This window comes from Streptomyces glaucescens (genome assembly GCF_002154375.1).
Classification (GTDB): domain Bacteria; phylum Actinomycetota; class Actinomycetes; order Streptomycetales; family Streptomycetaceae; genus Streptomyces; species Streptomyces glaucescens.
Window position 1 is genome coordinate 1 of record NZ_MUND01000419.1, and the last position, 18,867, is coordinate 18,867.

Sequence of the window (18,867 nt, forward strand, 5' to 3'; positions counted from 1 at the left end):
GGCCATGCCCCACCCCTTCCGCCGGACCACCCCGCCCTAACTGTGTGACACGCACACGAAAGGCCCACAAGAGAGCGATCTAGCCACGGCGGGGCCGGAGAGGTCTCCGCCCAACGACGGGCCCGTTCGGCACCGTGTCGAACCGCTGGGTACCACCGCCGTCCGCCGTCATTGCCGTCAGCGTTGCCGTTACTGCTGCATGACCAGCGTGCTCAGGACTCGATTGACTGCTACCGCCAACACCGTCATCGACCGGCAAGTTGGCTACCTAGTAGGTCACTTGTACTGTTGTCTGCCTTCATTGGAGTCAACGGAACATCTTTGGACTAGTCAGTCCCTTAGCGGATTCTCTGCGCCGGACTTCGCGCCGCTCGGCTCGGCAGTGGGTAGTCCCCCGTACCTGCCTTAACTGACTTGTGCCGCTTCGCCTGCCGGACGCATGAGTTCACTTGCGCCATCCACAGAGGCTCGACATTTGGGCCAGTCAGCCCAAACATCATCGTACGTGAACCGAGTCCCAATCGAGAACCTCAGCACCTCGGCAGATTCTTTCAGGCGGGCTATTGGGATGATGAACTGATCGCGCGCCAGTCCCGGCATGCCAGATCTGCCGATTCCTGAGGGCCGCTGTGCGATGTACTCGCGCTCGCGGCACCTTGAAATAGTAAGAGGCTCGCTCTGCCGAGTCGCGAAAGTGCCCTGCCGGTCGAAAAATCATCGGACACAGGCCCGACCGCTCAGTTGCCTCTATGAACTTCGTGATGGAATCAAGGAATTGCGTCAGCTCCTCGATCCTCCGTTTCCCCAGGCGTAGGGTAGCTCTGAATCGGGCTGTTTGTGCAGGGTTTACGGAAAGTGCAACGGTGCCCCATAAGGTCGGCGGAGCGGCTTTGGGATGGAGCTGCTTTGGCGCGAGCGACCATGGCCCCGTAAGCTTCCGGCGAGTCGGGCAGTCTGTGGACCTGCCCGGTAAAGCGCGACGTTGGGGCCTGATCTGCGAGGCTCACGCCAAAGTGGCTGCCTAAGACGAGGTCTCATTTGGTGAGCCTATTCCTCGTCGCTTCAGCGGCTGGGGAGAGCGCCCCGTCCTTATCAGCCGCATCGACCATTGCAGTCGAACAACCAGAACAAACCACAGTCCGACGGAATAACGGTGCAACCCCCGCGCAGGCAATAGTAGCCACCGGCACAGCAAGTGCAGTCCTGGGTTGAACAAGAACAATCGGCGGACCGGGCCTGGATAGCGGGCGGGTCGGCGGGACCGATGCGCATGGCCATGGCTTCAGCTTCCTGCACACCTAGTTCCTCCTTGGCTCGCATACTGAGTCTGCGCATCTCCTCGATGTGATCTCCGGGTGACACGAAGACGCGAGCGGCAAGAGCAGAAGCGCGATCCATGACCTGGCGTTGAGCGGTTGTGGCGTGGGGGTGATCTTGGCGGTATCGATCGATGTTTGCGAGCCAGATAGCTGTGCGTTCCTCGGGGGACAGTGCCTTTACAATTGCCTTGCGGTAAGGGACTGTGTGGCGGATGATTTCCTCGTACGTGCGCGGCAGACGGTCCATGTTGGCTGTAACCCAGGCATCAGCGGCAGTACGTTCGGATCGAGCGAAGGCGGGAGTCCGGCCGGTCAGGGTCAGCCCAATGGCGACGCCCAAGCCGCCACTCAGCTGGAGAAAACGTTTACGTCCCATTCCGGAGCCAGAGGCCTCCGAAGACCTCCCACTGGTTCCCTGGCGTAGCCTTCCCAGTGCTCGCAGAACCCGTACTGTCGCCTGCAGACCCAGATGCCTGGCTAGTGTGAATGACATGGCTGGGCCCGTCCAGGCCCTTACTTTGTCCCCGTTCACGCGCAGCAATGTGGGGGCCCATTTCGGGCTGGCGCCCATGCTGCTGTGTCGCCACCGCTGGACGTCGTCATGCTCCAGTGGCATCACCTCAAGCTTGCCCGCGCTTGCCTCTGACACAGACGCGGAGATGGCCGAGCAGGTGCTACATGCCCCGTCGAAGGCTAGAACCCATCGTGGCTGATCGGCTTGAGATTTCATCCTCTCCTCTGTTCTCTTGACCGAAAAACGTTCCCTAAGAGCGCTCCCCAATGTCAGGTACCTCGCTGAGTAAGCGACAGAGTTTTTCCAGCCAACTCCTTTTTCTTTGTCCGCAGGGAATCCCTGGCGGATCATGAACCCTTCGCCCGGGTAGATCATGAGCCGCTGCTGTGCTCCGACCAACATGTCAATGACCAGGCGCTCGTCGCCGATTGAGGCGATGTACTCCCCGAAGCTCAGTGGCGCGGAAGCGCAGACCCACTCCACCTCGGGCCACAGCTTCCGCGCCGTTGCGTACGCCCGCCGCTCCTCGTACGGTTTGCAGACGAGCAGAACAGACGAAACGGCGATGCCCTGGTCAGCAAGCAGCGCACGCGAGAACGTGATGTTCTCTCCGGTGTTGCGGGCGTTCGGTTCGACAAGGATGACGTCCGCTGGCACCCCGAGTTCCAAGGCTCGCTCTCGGTAGTGCTCCGCCTCGCCGCGCGGCATCCGTTCACGGGTGGTCCGACTGGGTCGCTCTCGTGAAGACGATCAGGGAAGCCATGCCTCTCCGGTACAAGGCCGCCGTGGTGTCGGCAACCCCGAGGTCATGGCTTCCCAGGCCGATAGCGACCGAACATGGGCGTACCGCGTGGCCCATCTGCTGGAAGTCCCAGAGTCGTCGCGCATCCGCCCATGACTGCTGCGAGATCACTTCTTGTTTCCGCCTTCCGCTGCCGAGTCGGGCACCTTGAAGTCGTACGTCCATGAGAAACGCGTGGCCGCGTGCACACCCAGCGCGAATTCAACCACCGTGCCGTCGGCCGTGAACGTCGTCCGGTGCAGCTCCACGACTCACTCGCCTGGGGCGAGCTGCAGGAGCTGCGCTTCGTCAGCGGTGGGCACTCGGGCGAACAGCGTCTCTCGCATGTGGTCGATCTCGTACCCGCGTCGTACAGCACGCGGAATCCTCCGCCTCTGCCGGCCGGGCCCGGAGTCGGGTCGACGATGCGCGTGCCCTCGACGTGTTCCGGGCGGTAGTAGCTGGTCAGAGTAAGCGTGGGCTGCGTACCTTCCTTGACCAGTCGCGCGCGAGCGTAGACGTCGGCTCCTTCGGGCAGGCCGTGCGCTGCCGCGACTACCGGTGGTGCAGGGACCTTGCTGACCGTCTGCGTCTGTTCGTTGCGCCGGTATGCGCGGCCGGACGCCACCCGGTCCGTGATGAAGGCGACTTCGTCGCCGTCCCTCCACTTAGCTTTGTCGTACCGCTCGATTCCGAGCCGCTTGAGCGGCGGCCGGTTGCGCACGACCGTGGCATGGCCACGGGAAGACGTCACCAGCCCTTCGGCTTCCAGCGGCTTGTAGGCCGCTTGAACAGAGGACTTGGAGCCCACGCCCTCCCCGCCTGGAGCTCCTATGGCAAAGCCGAGAGACCTCGATCCCCGCGCCGAGCGCCTACCTCGGCCACAGCGATCCGGGGTTCACGCTCCGGTTCTACACGCACCTCATGCCGAGTAGCGACGCACGGGCCCGAAAGGCCTGGACGGCCTGTACGAGGGCATCGATCCGGCGCTAGACGGCCCACAGACGGCCCAGGACCGGTGAGACGCCACGGGGCCGACGGTCCACGACCGTCGGCCCCGTCCGCCGAACCAGCGGGAAACCTGCGCTGACCTGCCCTTACAGCACCGGCAGGTTCTTCCGCAGCTCGAACGCCGTCACCTCGGAGCGGTACTCCTCCCACTCCTGGCGCTTGTTGCGCAGGAAGAAGTCGAAGACGTGTTCGCCCAGGGTCTCGGCGACCAGGTCGCTGCCCTCCATGAGGGTCAGGGCCTCGCCGAGGTTCTGCGGGAGCGGTTCGATGCCCATGGCGCGGCGTTCGGCGTTGGAGAGGGCCCACACGTCGTCCTCGGCGCCCGGCGGGAGTTCGTAGCCCTCCTCGATGCCCTTGAGGCCGGCGGCCAGGAGGACGGCGTAGGCGAGGTAGGGGTTGGCGCCGGAGTCCAGGGAGCGGACCTCGACGCGGGCCGAGCCGGTCTTGCCCGGCTTGTACATCGGCACGCGGACCAGGGCGGAGCGGTTGTTGTGGCCCCAGCAGATGTAGGAGGGGGCCTCGCCGCCAGCTCCGGCGGTGCGCTCGGAGCCGCCCCAGATGCGCTTGTAGGAGTTGACCCACTGGTTGGTGACGGCGGAGATCTCGGCGGCGTGGCGGAGCAGGCCCGCGATGAAGGAGCGCCCCACCTTGGAGAGCTGGTACTCGGCGCCGGACTCGTAGAACGCGTTCCGGTCGCCCTCGAAGAGCGAGAGGTGGGTGTGCATGCCGCTGCCGGGGTGCTCGGAGAACGGCTTCGGCATGAAGGTGGCCTGGACGCCCTGCTCCAGCGCGACCTGCTTCATGACCAGGCGGAAGGTCATGATGTTGTCGGCGGTGGAGAGCGCGTCGGCGTAGCGGAGGTCGATCTCCTGCTGGCCGGGGGCGCCCTCGTGGTGGGAGAACTCGACCGAGATGCCCATGGACTCCAGCATGGTGATCGCCTGGCGGCGGAAGTCCATCCCGATGTTCTGCGGGGTGTGGTCGAAGTAGCCGGAGTTGTCGGCGGGGGTGGGGCGGGAGCCGTCCAGCGGGCGGTCCTTCAGCAGGAAGAACTCGATCTCCGGGTGGGTGTAGAAGGTGAAGCCCAGGTCGGAGGTGCGGGCCAGGGCGCGCTTGAGGACGTAGCGCGGGTCCGCGAAGGACGGGGAGCCGTCCGGCATGAGGATGTCGCAGAACATCCGGGCGGTGCCGGGGGCCTCCGCGCGCCAGGGCAGGACCTGGAAGGTGGACGGGTCGGGTTTGGCGATCATGTCGGACTCGTAGACCCGGGCGAAGCCCTCGATCGCGGAGCCGTCGAAGCCGATGCCCTCGTCGAAGGCCTGCTCCAGCTCGGCCGGGGCGACGGCGACGGACTTGAGGAAGCCCAGCACGTCCGTGAACCACAGGCGTACGAACCGGATGTCGCGCTCCTCCAAGGTCCGGAGCACGAACTCCTGCTGCTTGTCCATCTTCCGCTTCCCCATCCTTGCTGGTCAGGCCGCCGGCCCCGGGCACCACCGGGAGGCGGTCGGGCACCTGAGCATCCCACCACAACACCATTTCACGCGCGTTGCGGACCTTGATCGGCCGGCCGACCGCGCTCTGAACGGCTCGGGTACGGCAGATGTCCGGCCCTGACGCCCATCTTGCCTGCTCGCGCCGACATCCGTAACGGCCGCCCGGCACCCGGTGGTCCCCGGTGCGGATCGGGCCATTCCCCGGAGATTCCCGTGGCCTCCCTACAAGAGCATCGGGGTACCCCATTACGATCAGCGCACCCGACCGTCTCCCGCTCCCCAGAAGGGCCAGCCCCATGGGTTCCGCCAAGAACAAGAGCAGTACGGCACGCCAGGCGCGCATAGCCGAGATGCGGCGCGCCGACCAGGCCCGCGAGCGCCGCAACCGGATCCTCACCATCGGCGTCAGCGCGGTGGTCGTCGCCGGTCTGGTCGTCGGCGGTGTCGTGCTCGTGCGGTCGCAGTCCGGCGACTCCGACAGCACGGCGAGCGACGACAAGACGTCGGGCAAGTTCGTCACCGGCTCCGACGGCGTGCGGACGTGGGAGGGGACGCTGTCGCGGACCCACGTCAAGACGGACGTGAAGTACAGCATGGAGCCCCCGGTCGGCGGTGACCACCACCAGGCGTGGATGAACTGCAACGGGGACGTCTACACCAAGGAACTGAACAACGTGAACGCCGTGCACTCGCTGGAGCACGGCGCGGTCTGGGTCACGTACACCAGCAAGGCGGACAAGGCGGACGTGGACAAGCTGGCCGCGAAGGTCAAGAGCACGCCGTACACCCTGATGAGCCCGAACGAGGACCAGTTCGCCCCGATCATGCTGACGGCGTGGGGCCACCAGCGGACGGTGAGCGGCGCGGACGACCCGAACGTGGGCTCGTTCTTCGAGAAGTACGTCCAGGGCGAGCAGACCCCCGAGAAGGGCGCCGCCTGCACGGGCGGACTGCCGCAGTGAGGCAGGCGCAGGCCGGGTGGATCGCGGGCGCCGCGGCGGCGGTGCTCGTCGCGGCGGGCGCCGTCACCTACGCGGTCGCCTCGGACAGCGGCTCGCCGCGGGTGCCCGCCGCGGACTCCGCGGACGCCGGCTTCGCCCGTGACATGGCGGTCCACCACCAGCAGGCCGTGGAGATGTCGTACATCGTGCGCGACCGCACCCGCGACGAGGAGGTGCGGCGCCTCGCGTACGACATCGCGCAGACCCAGGCCAACCAGCGGGGCATGCTGCTGGGCTGGCTGGACCTGTGGGAGCTGCCGAAGGTGTCCGCGAAGCCCCCGATGAGCTGGATGGGGATGGGGAACGCTCCCTCGCGGGGCGACGGCTCGCTGATGCCGGGCATGGCGACCGACGACGAGCTGGACCGGCTCGGCGGGCTCAGCGGCCGGGACGCCGAGGTGTACTTCCTGAAGCTGATGACGGAGCACCACAGGGGCGGCGTCCACATGGCCGAGGGCTGTGTCTCCGCGTGCACGGTCAAGGTGGAGAAGCAGCTGGCCCAGGGCATGGTGGAGGCGCAGCAGTCGGAGATCGACCTGATGGCCGACATGCTGGCGGAGCGCGGCGCGCAGGCCCGCTGAGCGGTCGGCCGAGGGCCTGCTGGAGGCCGGCGGGGCGGTCCGGCCGCGGTGGGCGGGAGGCGGTCCATCCGCCCGCCACCCCCCATTGCGTCGTTTTGACGATTACACTGGCCGCGTGCCTCAACTTCGCCTCGCCCTGAACCAGATCGACTCGCGCGTCGGCGACCTCGCCGGGAACGCCGAGGCGATCCTCCGCTGGACCCGGCACTCCGCCGAGCGGGGAGCGCATCTCGTGGTGTTCCCCGAGATGGCGCTGACCGGGTATCCCGTGGAGGACCTGGCCCTGCGCCCGTCCTTCGTCGAGGCGTCCCGCGCGGCCCTGCGCTCGCTCGCCGCACGGCTCGCCGAGGAGGGCTTCGGCGAGCTGCCGGTGCTCGTCGGCTATCTGGACCGCTGCGCGACCGCCCAGCCGAAGTACGGCCAGCCGGCCGGCGCCCCGCAGAACGCGGCGGCGGTGCTGCACCGCGGTGCGGTGGCCCTCACCTTCGCCAAGCACCACCTGCCGAACTACGGCGTCTTCGACGAGTTCCGCTACTTCGTGCCCGGCGACAGCATGCCCGTGGTGCGGCTGCACGGCGTCGACATCGCGCTGGCCATCTGCGAGGACCTGTGGCAGGACGGCGGGCGCGTGCCGGCCGCCCGCTCGGCCGGGGCGGGCCTGCTGATCTCCGTCAACGCCTCGCCGTACGAGCGCGACAAGGACGACACCCGTCTGGAGCTGGTCCGCAAGCGGGCCCAGGAGGCCGGCTGCACCACCGCCTACCTCGCCATGACGGGCGGCCAGGACGAGCTGGTGTTCGACGGTGACTCGATCGTGGTCGACGCGAGCGGCGAGGTGATCGCGCGGGCGGCGCAGTTCGCCGAGGAGTGCCTGGTCCTGGACCTGGACCTGCCGGCCGCGGTGCCCGGCGCGCCGGGCGGCGTGGTCGACGACGGCCTGCGCATCGACCGCCTGGTCCTCTCCGAGGAGCCGCTCGCGCCGTACGAGCCGGAGTGCACCGGCGGGTACGCCGAGCGGCTGGACGACGACGAGGAGGTGTACTCGGCGCTCGTGACGGGCCTGCGCGCGTACGTCGTGAAGAACGGCTTCCGGTCCGTCCTCGTCGGCCTGTCCGGCGGGATCGACTCCGCGCTGGTCGCGGCGATCGCCTGCGACGCGGTGGGCGCGGAGAACGTGTACGGCGTGTCGATGCCCTCCAAGTACTCGTCCGAGCACTCCAGGGGCGACGCGGCGGAGCTGGCCCGCCGCACCGGCCTGAACTTCCGTACGGTCTCGATCGCGCCGATGTTCGACGCGTACATGGGGTCGCTGGGGCTGACCGGCCTGGCTGAGGAGAACCTCCAGTCCCGCCTGCGCGGCACGCTCCTGATGGCCCTCTCCAACCAAGAGGGCCACATCGTGCTGGCCCCCGGCAACAAGTCCGAGCTGGCCGTCGGCTACTCCACGCTGTACGGCGACTCGGTCGGCGCGTACGGCCCCATCAAGGACGTCTACAAGACGTCGGTCTTCCGCCTCGCCCAGTGGCGCAACCGGGCGGCCGAGGCGCGCGGCGAGACCCCGCCCGTCCCGGAGAACTCGATCACCAAACCGCCGAGCGCCGAACTGCGCCCCGGCCAGGTCGACACCGACTCGCTGCCGGACTACCCCGTCCTCGACGCGATCCTGGAGCGCTACGTCGACCGCGACGAGGGCGCCGACACGATCGTCGCGGCCGGCTTCGATCCCGGGCTGGTGGCGCGCACGCTGCGGCTGGTCGACACCGCCGAGTACAAGCGGCGCCAGTACCCGCCGGGCACCAAGATCTCCCCGAAGGGGTTCGGCAAGGACCGGCGGCTGCCGATCACCAGTGGGTGGCGGGAGACCGTGTCCTGAGCGGGGCGTCCGCCCGGCGCGCTACGGCAGGCCCGGCAGGGTGACCTCGCGCGCCCTGCCGATGCCGAGGCGCCGCGCCAGCCTGGTCAGGGCCCGGGACATGCTCGGGAGGCGACACGGGCCCTCACCGAGGAGGCGTGAGGGGCGCCGCGCCCGTCGTTCAGCCGCGCACGGACTCCGCCTCCGCCGGGACGTGCCCCGCCACCAGGCGTTCGCGGCCGGCGGCGGGGGCGGCCTGCCGGTGGTCCACCGCGTAGGCCACGCCCGCCACCGCCAGCCCCAGGACGGCGAGGAGGGCACCCGCGAGGGCGGGGGAGGTGGTGCCGAAGCCCGCCGCGAGGGAGAGGCCGCCGATCCAGGCGCCGCCGGCGTTGGCGAGGTTGAAGGCGGCCTGGTTGGCGGAGGAGGCGAGGGAGGGGGCCGCGGCGGCCTTCTCCATGACCATCAGCTGGAGCGGGGAGCCGGTGACGAAGGCGGCCGTGCCGAGCAGGGCCACCGCCAGCGCCGCCGTCGCGGGCGTGCGCATCAGCAGGGGGAAGGCGAACAGGACCGCCGCCAGGGCGAGCAGGCCGCCGAAGAGGGTGCCGCGCATGGCGTGGTCGGCGAGCCGGCCGCCGAGCAGGTTGCCGATCGTCGCACCCACGCCGAACAGGGCCAGGAGCAGGGTCACGCTCGTCTCGGCGTAGCCCGCCGCGTCCGTGAGCATCGGGGTGATGTAGCTGTACGCCGCGAACAGCGCGCCGAAGCCCGCGACCGTGGTGCCGAGCGCCAGCCAGACCGGGAGCGAGCGCAGGGCGGCCAGTTCGCCGCGCAGGCCGGTGGCGGGGGCCTGGGTGCCGTCGTGCGGGATGAGCAGCGCCAGGGAGACGATCGCCGCGACGCCGATCGCGCTGACGCCGAGGAAGGTGGCGCGCCAGCCGAGGTGCTGGCCCATGAGGGTGGCGACGGGGACGCCGGCGATGTTGGCGACGGTCAGGCCGAGGAACATCAGGGAGACCGAGCGGGCCTTGCGTTCGGGGGCGGCCAGCGTGGTGGCCACCACGGCGCCGACGCCGAAGAAGGCGCCGTGCGGCAGGCCGCTGAGGAATCGCGCCGCCAGCAGGTAGTGCTCGTCGGGGGCGAACGCCGAGAGGGCGTTGCCCGCGACGAAGAGGACCATCAGGCCGATGAGGACCGCGCGGCGGGACATGCGCGCGGTGAGGGCCGCGAGCAGCGGGGCGCCGATGACGACGCCGAGGGCGTACGCGGAGACCAGGTGGCCGGCGCTGGGGATGGATATGCCGAGGTCGGCCGCGACGTCGGGCAGCAGGCCCATCATCACGAACTCGGTCGTGCCGATACCGAAGGCACCTACGGCCAGGGCGAGCAGGGCCAGGGGCATGGAGGCCTTGCCTTTCAGGGGAGCGGGGACGGGCGACTTATGTTCAGCTACGGAACAAAGTCTCGCACATCCGTTATTCCCTCAGGACTCCGTGGCCAGCCGGACCCGTGCCGCCACCGGCAGGTGGTCGCTCCCCGTCTCCGGCAGCGTCCAGGACTTCATCGGCTCGACCCCCTTCACCATGATCTGGTCGATCCGCGCCATCGGGAACGACGCCGGCCAGCTGAACCCGAAGCCGCTGCCCGCCGCGCCCTGCGTGGAACGCATCTGCGAGGTCACGGCGTTCAGCGCCCGGTCGTTCATGGTGCCGTTGAGGTCGCCGAGCAGGACCACCCGCTCCAGCGGCTCACCGGCGATGGCCTCGCCCAGCGCGTCGGCGCTGGTGTCGCGCTGCCGGGCGGTGAACCCGGCCTCCAGCTTCACCCGCACCGAGGGCAGATGGGCGACGTACACCGCGACCGGCCCGGCCGGGGTCGTCAGGGTGGCCCGCATGGCCCGCGTCCAGCCCAGCTTGATGTCCACCGGCGCGATGTCGCTGAGCGGGTACTTGCTCCACACGCCGACCGTGCCCTGCACCGAGTGGTACCGGTACGTCGACGCCAGCGCCTCCTCGTACGTCGGCACCGCCGAGGCCCGCAGCTCCTCCAGGGCCACCACGTCCGCGCCGGACGCGGCCACCGAGCGGGCGGTGCCGGCCGGGTCGGCGTTGTCGGCGTTGACGTTGTGCGTGGCCACCATGAGGTCGCCGCCGCCCGCCGCCTTGTCGCTGAGGAGTCCGCCGAAGAGGTTGAGCCAGACCGTCGCCGGGAGCAGCACCGCGATCAGCGCGCTCGCGGACCTGCGCACCACGGCGAGCATGAGCAGCACGGGGACACCGAGGCCCAGCCACGGCAGGAACGTCTCGGTGAGGCTGCCCAGGTTGCCGAACCGGTTGGGGATGTGCGCGTGCGCCGCCATCACCAGGGCCAGCAGCACCGCCAGTGCGGCCACGACCAGCCCGCGGCGCCAGATCCGCGGATCGCCGCGCCGGACGGCGACGAGACGGTCCACCAGGCGCCGGAAGCGGGGTTCCCGGCGCCCGGGTCCCGAGCCGCCGCCGTCCGTCTCCGTCACGTACGCCTGCTGCGCCATACCGTCGCCTCGCTACCTGCCGTGCACACCGTCTCCCCCGCGCCTAAGACCCTAGGGGATGATCGGCTTCTTCCTGCCGTCCCATGACGGCCGTACGGGCACGAGGACGACGAAGCACGCGCGGGGAGTTCCGATTGTGGCGTTCGTGACGGCCACTGTGACGAAACGCGCACATTCCGGCTCACCGGCGTGGCGCGTCGCCGCCCGCCGGGCGCAGTCCCTCCAGCAGCCGGTCGACGATCTCCTCCGCCAGGCCTTCGGGCAGATCGGCGCCCGGGCGCATGATCGTGCGCAGCAGCATCGGCCCGATGAACAGGTCGTTCAGCAGTTCGATGTCCACGTCCTCGCGCAGTTCGCCGTCCCGCCGGCCCCGGCGCAGCACCTCGAGCTGGGCACGGCGGCGCGGCTCTATGACACTCGCGCGGTAGGCGGCCCAGATCTTCGGGCTGCTCTTCATCTGGGCGTAGACGTTGAGCAGGATGGCCGACGACTGGGCCATCAGGCCGCGCCGGCGCAGCTGTTCCAGCAGGGCCACCAGGTCGTCGCGCATGGAGGTGCCGGGGAGTTCGGGGTCCGGCGGCTCGGCGGCGCGGACCACGTCGACGAACAGTTCCTCCTTGCCGGGCCAGCGGCGGTAGATGGCCGCCTTGCCCACGCCCGCGGTGCGGGCGATCCGCTCGATGGACAGCTCCGCCAGCGGCACGCCGTCCTCCAGCAGTTTCGTCACGCCGTCGATGATGGCCCGTTCCACCGCCTCGCTGCGGGGCCGCCCCCGCGCGGGGGCGCCGTGTCCGGGGCTTGATGCGGCGAGGCGGTTCACTGGGCAGGTCCTTTCGTGCGGTGCCGTGATTCTCCCGTACGACGCGGAGGCGGGCGGCGCGCGACCCGTGCCGGCCGGCCTGCCCCGCCGACGTGACCGGTGCTAGCCGGAGCGTCCCCGCAGGGGGACGGGGGCCGGTTCGGCGGCGCCGCCGTCCGGGGCCGGCCCGGGCGGGCGGCCCGGGAGGAAGAGCGCCACCACCAGGGCGCCGACCAACGCGACGGCCGCCCCGCACAGGGCGGTGACGTGCATGGCGTGCAGGAAGGCGTCGTGGGCGGGGGCGATCAGGGCGTCGCCGCGGGGACCCAGGCGGGCGGCGACGGCGAGGGTGCCCTCGATGGACTCGCCCGCGGTGTGGTGGAGGGCGGCCGGCAGGGCGGTCAGGTCGTCCTCGATGCCGTCGCGGTAGGCGGCGGACAGCACGGAGCCGAGGACGGCGATGCCGAGGGCGCCGCCGACCTGGCGGAAGGTGTTGCTGAGCGCGGAGGCGGAGCCCGCCTTCTCGCGGGGCAGGGCCTGCATGACGACCACACTGGTGGGGGTCATGATGTGCGCCATGCCGGCGCCCATGAGGAAGAAGACGGTCTCCAGCAGCCAGACCGGGGTGTGCGCGTCGAAGCTCGCGAAGGCGGCGAGGGTGCCGGCGACGACCAGCATGCCGCCGGTGGTGGTGGCCTTGTTGCCGAAGCGGTCGACGAGGAGCCGGGCGCGCGGCGCGAAGATCAGCTGGGCGGCGGCCAGCGGCAGCAGCAGCAGGCCGGTCTCCAGCGGCGAGTAGCCGCGCACGCTCTGGGTGTAGAAGACGGAGAAGAAGGTGACACCCATCAGCGCGAAGAAGACCAGCGCGACGGCGGCGATCGCGGCGGAGAACGCCTTGTTCCGGAAGTGGGTGACGTCGATGGACGGGTGGTCGCTGCGCTTCTCGAAGACGACGAAGGCGGCGAGCACCGCGAGTCCCGCGCCGATGGCGGTGAGCACGGCCGGGTCGGTGAAGTCGGCGCGTTCGCCGCCCTCGATGATGCCGAAGACGAGCAGGACCAGTCCGACGACGGACAGCACCACGCCGACGGGGTCGACGCGGCCGGGGCTGGGGTCGCGGGAGTCGGGCACGAGCCACAGCATCAGCACCACCGCGAGCAGCACGATCGGCACGTTGACGAGGAAGACCGAGCCCCACCAGAAGTGGTCGAGGAGCACCCCTCCGGTGATCGGGCCGATGGCGATGGCGAGGCCGACGCCGCCGGCCCAGATGCCGATGGCCCGGGGCTGCTCGTCGCGTTCGAAGACGTTCATCAGGACGGCGAGGGTGGCGGGCATCACGAAGGCCGCGCCGAGGCCCATCACCGCGCGGTAGGCGATCAGTTCGCCGGGGGAGCCGGAGAACGCGGCGAGCGCGGAGCCGATCCCGAACACCGCCAGCCCGCCGAGCAGCACCTTCTTGCGGCCGAGCCGGTCGCCGAGGAGCCCGGCGCTGAACAGCAGGCCCGCGAAGACGAGGGTGTAGGCGTTGATGGCCCACTCCAGTTCGCTCTGGCCGGCGCCGATGCCGGTCGGGGCGGGGGTGGAGATCGTCTTGATCGCGACGTTCAGGATCGAGTTGTCGAGCACCACGATCAGCAGGCTCAGCATGAGCACACCGAGGATGGCCCAGCGGCGCCGGTGCACCGCTTCGGGGACGCGGGTGGCGGGGACGGCGGGACGAGTCATGTGCCGAGCCTAGACCATTTACGATACGGAACCGTTCCGTATCGATCCTCTCACCGGTCTCTTACGCCGCCACCGAGCGTGCGACCGGCCGACGACGCGTGCGGACACGTGAGCCGGTTCCCAGGGGGGTCCCCTAGCCGGGCGTGGCACGAGGTGCCACCATGGAACCGGTCCGGGGACGCCGTCAGGGCGCCTCGAGATGACGTAAGGAGCCGTTGCAATGACTCAGCTTTCGGCTGCCCAGACCGCGAAGAGCGGCACCTCCGACGGCAGCAAGGCGCTGTACGGGGGCAAGGGCACCCGGCGTATCACCGTCCGCGACATCGCCCTCGCCAAGGAGCGGGGCGAGAAGTGGCCGATGCTCACCGCCTACGACGCGATGACCGCGTCCGTCTTCGACGAGGCCGGGATCCCGGTGATCCTGGTCGGCGACTCGGCGGGCAACTGCCACCTCGGGTACGAGACCACCGTCCCCGTCACCCTCGACGAGATGACCATGCTGTCCGCCGCCGTGGTGCGCGGCACCCGGCGCTCGCTGATCGTCGGCGACCTGCCGTTCGGCTCCTACCAGGAGGGCCCGGTGCAGGCGCTGCGCTCGGCGACCCGCCTGGTGAAGGAGGCGGGCGTCCAGGCCGTGAAGCTGGAAGGCGGCGAGCGCTCGCACGAGCAGATCCGGCTGCTGGTGGAGTCCGGCATCCCGGTGATGGCCCACATCGGGCTGACCCCGCAGTCGGTGAACGCCATGGGGTACCGCGTGCAGGGGCGCGGCGAGGAGGCGGCCCAGCAGCTGCTGCGGGACGCCAAGGCCGTGCAGGACGCGGGCGCGTTCGCGGTGGTGCTGGAGCTGGTGCCGGCCGAGCTGGCGGCCGAGGTGACCCGGACCCTGCACATCCCGACGGTCGGCATCGGCGCGGGGGCGGAGACGGACGCTCAGGTGCTGGTGTGGACCGACATGCTCGGGCTGACCGGCGGCCGGGTGCCGAAGTTCGTCAAGCAGTACGCGAACCTGCGTGAGGTGATGGGCGACGCGGTGCGGGCGTTCGCCGAGGACGTGGTCGGCGGAACGTTCCCGCAGGAGGAGCACTCCGTCCACTGAGCCATCGCGGTAACCCGACAGCCCCGCCGATCATCCCCCGTCGGCGGGGCTGTCCCGTTCCCCGGGCCCGCCGGACAGCGCTGTCGGCGGGCCTGTCGGTGAGCTGTAGGCCGTTTGTCGGCGGGGCCTGGCACCGTCGTCGGCATGACACGCATCGACAAGCAGAACGGCACCACGGCCGTCACCGTACGAGGGCTGGTGAAGCACTACGGGGAGACGAAGGCGCTGGACGGCGTCGACCTGGAGGTGCGGGAGGGCACCGTGATGGGGGTGCTCGGGCCGAACGGCGCCGGAAAGACCACCCTGGTGCGGATCCTGTCCACCCTGCTCGCCCCCGACGCCGGTCAGGCCACCGTCGCCGGTTACGACGTGGTACGGCAGCCCCGCCAACTGCGCCGGGTGATCGGTCTGACCGGGCAGTACGCCTCGGTGGACGAGAAGCTGCCCGGCTGGGAGAACCTGTATCTGATCGGGCGGCTGCTGGACCTGCCCCGCAAGGACGCCCGCGCCCGCGCCGACGAGCTGCTGGAGCGCTTCTCGCTGACCGACGCGGCCAAGCGGCCCGCCGCGACGTACTCCGGCGGCATGCGCCGCCGGCTCGACCTGGCCGCCTCGATGATCGGCCGGCCGGCCGTGCTCTACCTGGACGAGCCGACCACCGGCCTGGACCCGCGCACCCGCAACGAGGTGTGGGACGAGGTCAAGCGCATGGTCGGGGACGGCGTGACCGTGCTGCTGACCACGCAGTACATGGAGGAGGCCGAGCAGCTCGCCTCCGAGCTGACCGTCGTCGACCGCGGCAAGGTCATCGCGACCGGCGGCATCGAGGAGCTGAAGGCCAAGGTGGGCGGGCGCACCCTGCGGGTGAAGCCGGCCGATCCGCTCCAGCTGCGCCCGCTGGCCCGCGCGCTGGACGACCTCGGCATCACCGGCCTCGCCACCACCACCGTGGACACCGAGCGCGGCACCGTGCTCGTGCCGATCCTCAGCGACGAACAGCTGACCGCGGTGGTCTCCGCGGCCGTCGGCCTCGGCATCACCCTGTCCTCCGTCAGCACCGAACTGCCCAGCCTGGACGAGGTGTTCCTGTCCCTCACCGGCCACCGCGCCAGTGCCCCGCAGGACGCCACGCCCACCGACGCCCGTCAGGAGGTCGCCGTATGAGCGCCCACCCGTCCCCCACCACCACCCGGGACGAGGCGCTCGGCGCCGCCCCTTCGGCCACCGTGACCACCCCGGCCGCCGACACCCCGATCCCGCTGCGCGGGCACCTGCGGCACACCGGCGCGCTGATCCGCCGCAATCTGCTGTGGATCCGGCAGGACCCGGAGTCGATGTTCGACGCGGTGCTGATGCCGATCGTGTTCACCCTGCTGTTCGTCTACGTCTTCGGCGGGTCGATCGGGCAGGCGCTGGGCGGCGGACAGGACGAGTACGTCCAGTACGTGGTGCCCGGACTGCTGGCCATGATGGGGATGAACATGGCCATGGGCGTGGGCACCGGGTTCAACCAGGACTTCAACTCCGGCGTCATGGACCGCTTCCGGTCGCTGCCCATCGGGCGCGGCTCGGTACTCTTCGCGAAGATCGCGGTGGAACTGCTGCGGATGCTGGTCGCCGTGGCGATCCTGCTGGTCGTGGGCGTGCTGGTGGGCTTCGACATCACCAACTGGGGCGGTCTGCTCGCGGCCGTGGCGCTCGCGGCGGCGTTCGGCTCCTCCCTGATGTGGGTGTTCCTGACCCTCGGTGTGATCCTGAAGAACGCGCAGTCCGTGCAGGGCATGGGCTTCCTGGTGCTGATGCCACTGCAGTTCGGCTCCTCGGTGTTCGCCCCGCCGCAGTCGATGCCGGGCTGGCTCCAGGCCTTCACCGACTACAACCCGCTGTCCACGCTCGCCGACGCGGCGCGCGGACTGATGGTGGGCGGGCCGGTGGCGCGCGACCTGTGGGTCACGCTCGGCTGGACGGTACTGATCACCGCGGTGATGGCACCGATCGCGATCCGCAAGTTCAAGACCAAGAGCTGACCGGGGCGCCCGGTGGTCACACCAGGGCGGCGGCCTCCTGCGGGGTGAGGCCGCCGCCTTCGGCGTACGCCGCCGCGTACGCCTCGGCGGACAGCGCGGCCCGTACGGCGGCCGAGGCACGGTCGCGTGCCGCGCGCTCCAGGGTGGACGACAGATGGCCGGCGGGCAGCAGCGCGTCGGCCGCGCCGAGGCAGCGGGCGGCGTCCCGGGCGTCGCGCCCGCCGTCGCATCCGGCCATGGCCAGGGCGGCGATGACGAGATACGCCGAGAACAGCTGCGGGGCCATGGCCTTCGCCAGCGGGTCGTCGGCCCGCTGCAGGCCGCGCCGGATCCGCTCCCTGGCCTGCTCGTAGTGGCCGTCGACGGCGTCCACCCAGGCCTCCTGGCCGAGGATGAACGCGTCGAAGACGACGAAGTGGGCGATGGCGAACTCCTCGCGCAGCAGCCGCAGCTGCTCGCGCGCCTCTGCGGTGCGGTCGGTCAGGCTGAGCCATCCGGCGAGGATGACCCGGCCGAACGGCATGGCCTCGGTGTGCGCGCCCTCCACGGTGTCGATCACCTCCCGCAGCAGCCGCTCGCCGCGCTCGGTCTCCCCCGCCTCCAGCAGGGCGCTGCCCAGCCGGGCGGAGAGGATCGCGTACTGGGCGCGGGCGCCGAGCCGCCGGGCGTGCTCCATGGCGGCCTCGTAGTCGGCGGCGGCCTGACGGTGGCGGCCCTTGCGCTCGTGGCTCTCGGCGCGCGCGGAGAGCGCCTCGGCGCTGCCCCAGTCGTCGCCCAGGCGCTGGTAGATCCTCAGCGACTCGTCGGCGTCCCGGCCGGCGTCGCCCGCCCGGTCGGGGCGGTTGGCGAGGACGTTGGCGCGCAGCTGGAGGCTGGCGGCCAGTTCCCATGCGAAGCCGGGGGTGCCGCGGCAGGTCTCGACGGCCGCGTCGAGGATGGTGCCGAGCCGGTCCATGTCGCCGGTCAGCATCACGGCGTAGAACGACAGCATGCCGGGGCTGCGGCAGGTCTGCGGGAGGCCGGGGTCGTAGACCTCGGCGATGATCTCGAGTTTGCGCTGGGCCTCGGGGCTCTGCCAGGCGTCGATCTCTGTGTCCATGCAGGCGAGGTGGCCCAGGTGAACGCCGCGCCGGGCCTCCAGGAGGACCTCCCCGGTCATCGGGGGCGGCTCGGCGGTGCAGCGCTGCCACACGGGGAGCGCCTTGCGGACCGGTTCGGTGAACGGGTCGGGGCCGAGGTCCATCACGGCGCGGCACCAGGTGCGGCCCTCGATGCGCAGGTCGCGCATCTGCCAGTACCAGGCCAGCGACAGCACCAGGCACAGCGCCTCCTGCTCGTCGCGCGCGGCGACGGCGGTGCGCAGGGCGGTGCGCAGGTTCTCGTACTCGCGCTCCAGCCGTTCGACGGCGGCGAGCTGGCCGGAGCCGCGCAGCAGCGGGTCGGTGGTGCGGGCGAGTTCGCGGTAGTACGTCAGGTGGGCGCGCTCGGTCCCGGCGCGCCGGCCGGAGGCGTCGAGGCGTTCGCGGGCGTACTCGGCGACGGTCTCCAGCAGCCGGTAGCGCATCGCGCCGTCGCCGGAGGGCGCGGCCACCACCAGGGACTTGTCGACGAGGGAGCCGAGCGCGTCGAGGGCGGCCGGTCCGCAGACGGCCTCCGCGGCGGCCAGGTCGCAGCCGCCGGCGAACACGGACAGGCGGCGCAGGACGTCCCGTTCGTCCTCGTCGAGCAGGTCCCAGGACCAGTCGACGACGGCCCGCAGGGTCTGCTGGCGGGGCAGCACGGTGCGGCTGCCGGAGGTGAGCAGCCGGAAGCGGTCGTCGAGGCGGTCGGCGATCTGGCGGGGGGTGAGCATCCGCAGCCGGGCGGCGGCGAGTTCGATGGCGAGGGGCAGGCCGTCGAGGCGGCGGCAGATCTCCGCGCAGGCCTCGGGGTCGTCCTCGACGCGGAAGCCCGGCCGGGCGGCGGCCCCGCGGTCGGCGAGCAGCCGCAGCGCGTACGGCTCGGGCAGCGGTTCCACGGGCCGCAGCACCTCACCGGGGACGCCGAGCGGCTCCCGGCTGGTGGCCAGCACGGTCAGCCGCGGGCAGCGTTCCAGCAGCTCGGCGACGAGCCGGGCGGCGGCCTCGACG

Annotated in this window: 13 protein-coding genes and 2 pseudogenes; 6 read left to right on the forward strand and 9 right to left on the reverse strand. The window is 70.6% G+C overall.

Annotated features, from left to right (window positions below):
• Positions 1-1,092: 1,092 nt before the first annotated feature.
• From CCN42_RS45920 to glnA, 4 genes and pseudogenes are all read right to left on the reverse strand, one after another.
• The gene (locus tag CCN42_RS45920) at positions 1,093-2,184 is read right to left on the reverse strand and encodes a bacteriocin fulvocin C-related protein (protein WP_211294796.1); all 1,092 of its coding nucleotides are present in this window, start codon (positions 2,182-2,184) and stop codon (positions 1,093-1,095) included.
• A pseudogene (locus tag CCN42_RS25770) lies at positions 2,158-2,746 on the reverse strand (YdcF family protein); the annotation flags it as partial. The gene CCN42_RS45920 and the pseudogene CCN42_RS25770, both read right to left, overlap by 27 nt.
• Positions 2,743-3,449, reverse strand: a pseudogene (locus tag CCN42_RS25775) (UTRA domain-containing protein). The pseudogenes CCN42_RS25775 and CCN42_RS25770, both read right to left, overlap by 4 nt.
• A gap of 262 nt (positions 3,450-3,711) precedes the next feature.
• On the reverse strand, positions 3,712-5,073 hold the full coding sequence (glnA, locus tag CCN42_RS25785; protein ID WP_043500321.1) for a type I glutamate--ammonia ligase: 1,362 nt from the start codon (positions 5,071-5,073) through the stop codon (positions 3,712-3,714).
• A 344-nt stretch (positions 5,074-5,417) separates the two neighbouring features.
• On the opposite strand from glnA, the gene CCN42_RS25790 reads away from it, so the two are divergent.
• The 3 genes from CCN42_RS25790 to CCN42_RS25800 all read left to right on the forward strand — a co-directional run bounded on the left by CCN42_RS25790 (position 5,418) and on the right by CCN42_RS25800 (position 8,576).
• The gene (locus CCN42_RS25790) at positions 5,418-6,083 is read left to right on the forward strand and encodes a thioredoxin-like domain-containing protein (protein WP_086739198.1); all 666 of its coding nucleotides are present in this window, start codon (positions 5,418-5,420) and stop codon (positions 6,081-6,083) included.
• Positions 6,080-6,703, forward strand: a complete 624-nt coding sequence (locus CCN42_RS25795; RefSeq protein ID WP_086739199.1) for a DUF305 domain-containing protein — start codon at positions 6,080-6,082, stop codon at positions 6,701-6,703. Before CCN42_RS25790 ends, CCN42_RS25795 begins: the two co-directional genes overlap by 4 nt.
• 115 nt (positions 6,704-6,818) lie before the next feature.
• Positions 6,819-8,576: an NAD+ synthase gene (locus CCN42_RS25800; RefSeq protein ID WP_086739201.1), complete on the forward strand. Its 1,758-nt coding sequence runs from the start codon at positions 6,819-6,821 to the stop codon at positions 8,574-8,576.
• Between the two features lie 160 nt (positions 8,577-8,736).
• Here the strand turns inward: CCN42_RS25800 and CCN42_RS25805 are convergent, their stop codons facing one another.
• The 4 genes from CCN42_RS25805 to CCN42_RS25820 all read right to left on the reverse strand — a co-directional run bounded on the left by CCN42_RS25805 (position 8,737) and on the right by CCN42_RS25820 (position 13,615).
• Positions 8,737-9,957: an MFS transporter gene (locus tag CCN42_RS25805; RefSeq protein WP_086739203.1), complete on the reverse strand. Its 1,221-nt coding sequence runs from the start codon at positions 9,955-9,957 to the stop codon at positions 8,737-8,739.
• Between the two features lie 81 nt (positions 9,958-10,038).
• Entirely contained in the window at positions 10,039-11,088 is a 1,050-nt protein-coding gene (locus CCN42_RS25810) for an endonuclease/exonuclease/phosphatase family protein (protein ID WP_086739205.1), read from the reverse strand.
• Between the two features lie 181 nt (positions 11,089-11,269).
• Positions 11,270-11,908, reverse strand: a complete 639-nt coding sequence (locus CCN42_RS25815) for a TetR/AcrR family transcriptional regulator (protein WP_086170320.1) — start codon at positions 11,906-11,908, stop codon at positions 11,270-11,272.
• 102 nt (positions 11,909-12,010) lie between these two features.
• Entirely contained in the window at positions 12,011-13,615 is a 1,605-nt protein-coding gene (locus CCN42_RS25820; protein ID WP_086739207.1) for an MFS transporter, read from the reverse strand.
• Between the two features lie 220 nt (positions 13,616-13,835).
• Between CCN42_RS25820 and panB the strand changes: the two genes are divergently transcribed.
• The 3 genes from panB to CCN42_RS25835 all read left to right on the forward strand — a co-directional run bounded on the left by panB (position 13,836) and on the right by CCN42_RS25835 (position 16,738).
• On the forward strand, positions 13,836-14,711 hold the full coding sequence (gene panB, locus CCN42_RS25825) for a 3-methyl-2-oxobutanoate hydroxymethyltransferase (protein WP_086170322.1): 876 nt from the start codon (positions 13,836-13,838) through the stop codon (positions 14,709-14,711).
• Positions 14,712-14,855: 144 nt separating this feature from the next.
• Positions 14,856-15,875 (forward strand): ATP-binding cassette domain-containing protein, encoded by a 1,020-nt coding sequence (locus CCN42_RS25830; RefSeq protein WP_086739209.1) that lies wholly within the window; start codon positions 14,856-14,858, stop codon positions 15,873-15,875.
• Positions 15,872-16,738 carry an ABC transporter permease gene (locus CCN42_RS25835; protein WP_086739210.1) on the forward strand — a complete coding sequence of 289 codons (867 nt, stop codon included), beginning with the start codon at positions 15,872-15,874 and terminating at the stop codon, positions 16,736-16,738. Before CCN42_RS25830 ends, CCN42_RS25835 begins: the two co-directional genes overlap by 4 nt.
• Before the next feature lie 16 nt (positions 16,739-16,754).
• Here the strand turns inward: CCN42_RS25835 and CCN42_RS25840 are convergent.
• The coding region (locus CCN42_RS25840) for an ATP-binding protein (RefSeq protein ID WP_143662010.1) at positions 16,755-18,867 on the reverse strand (2,113 nt) is incomplete at its 5' end.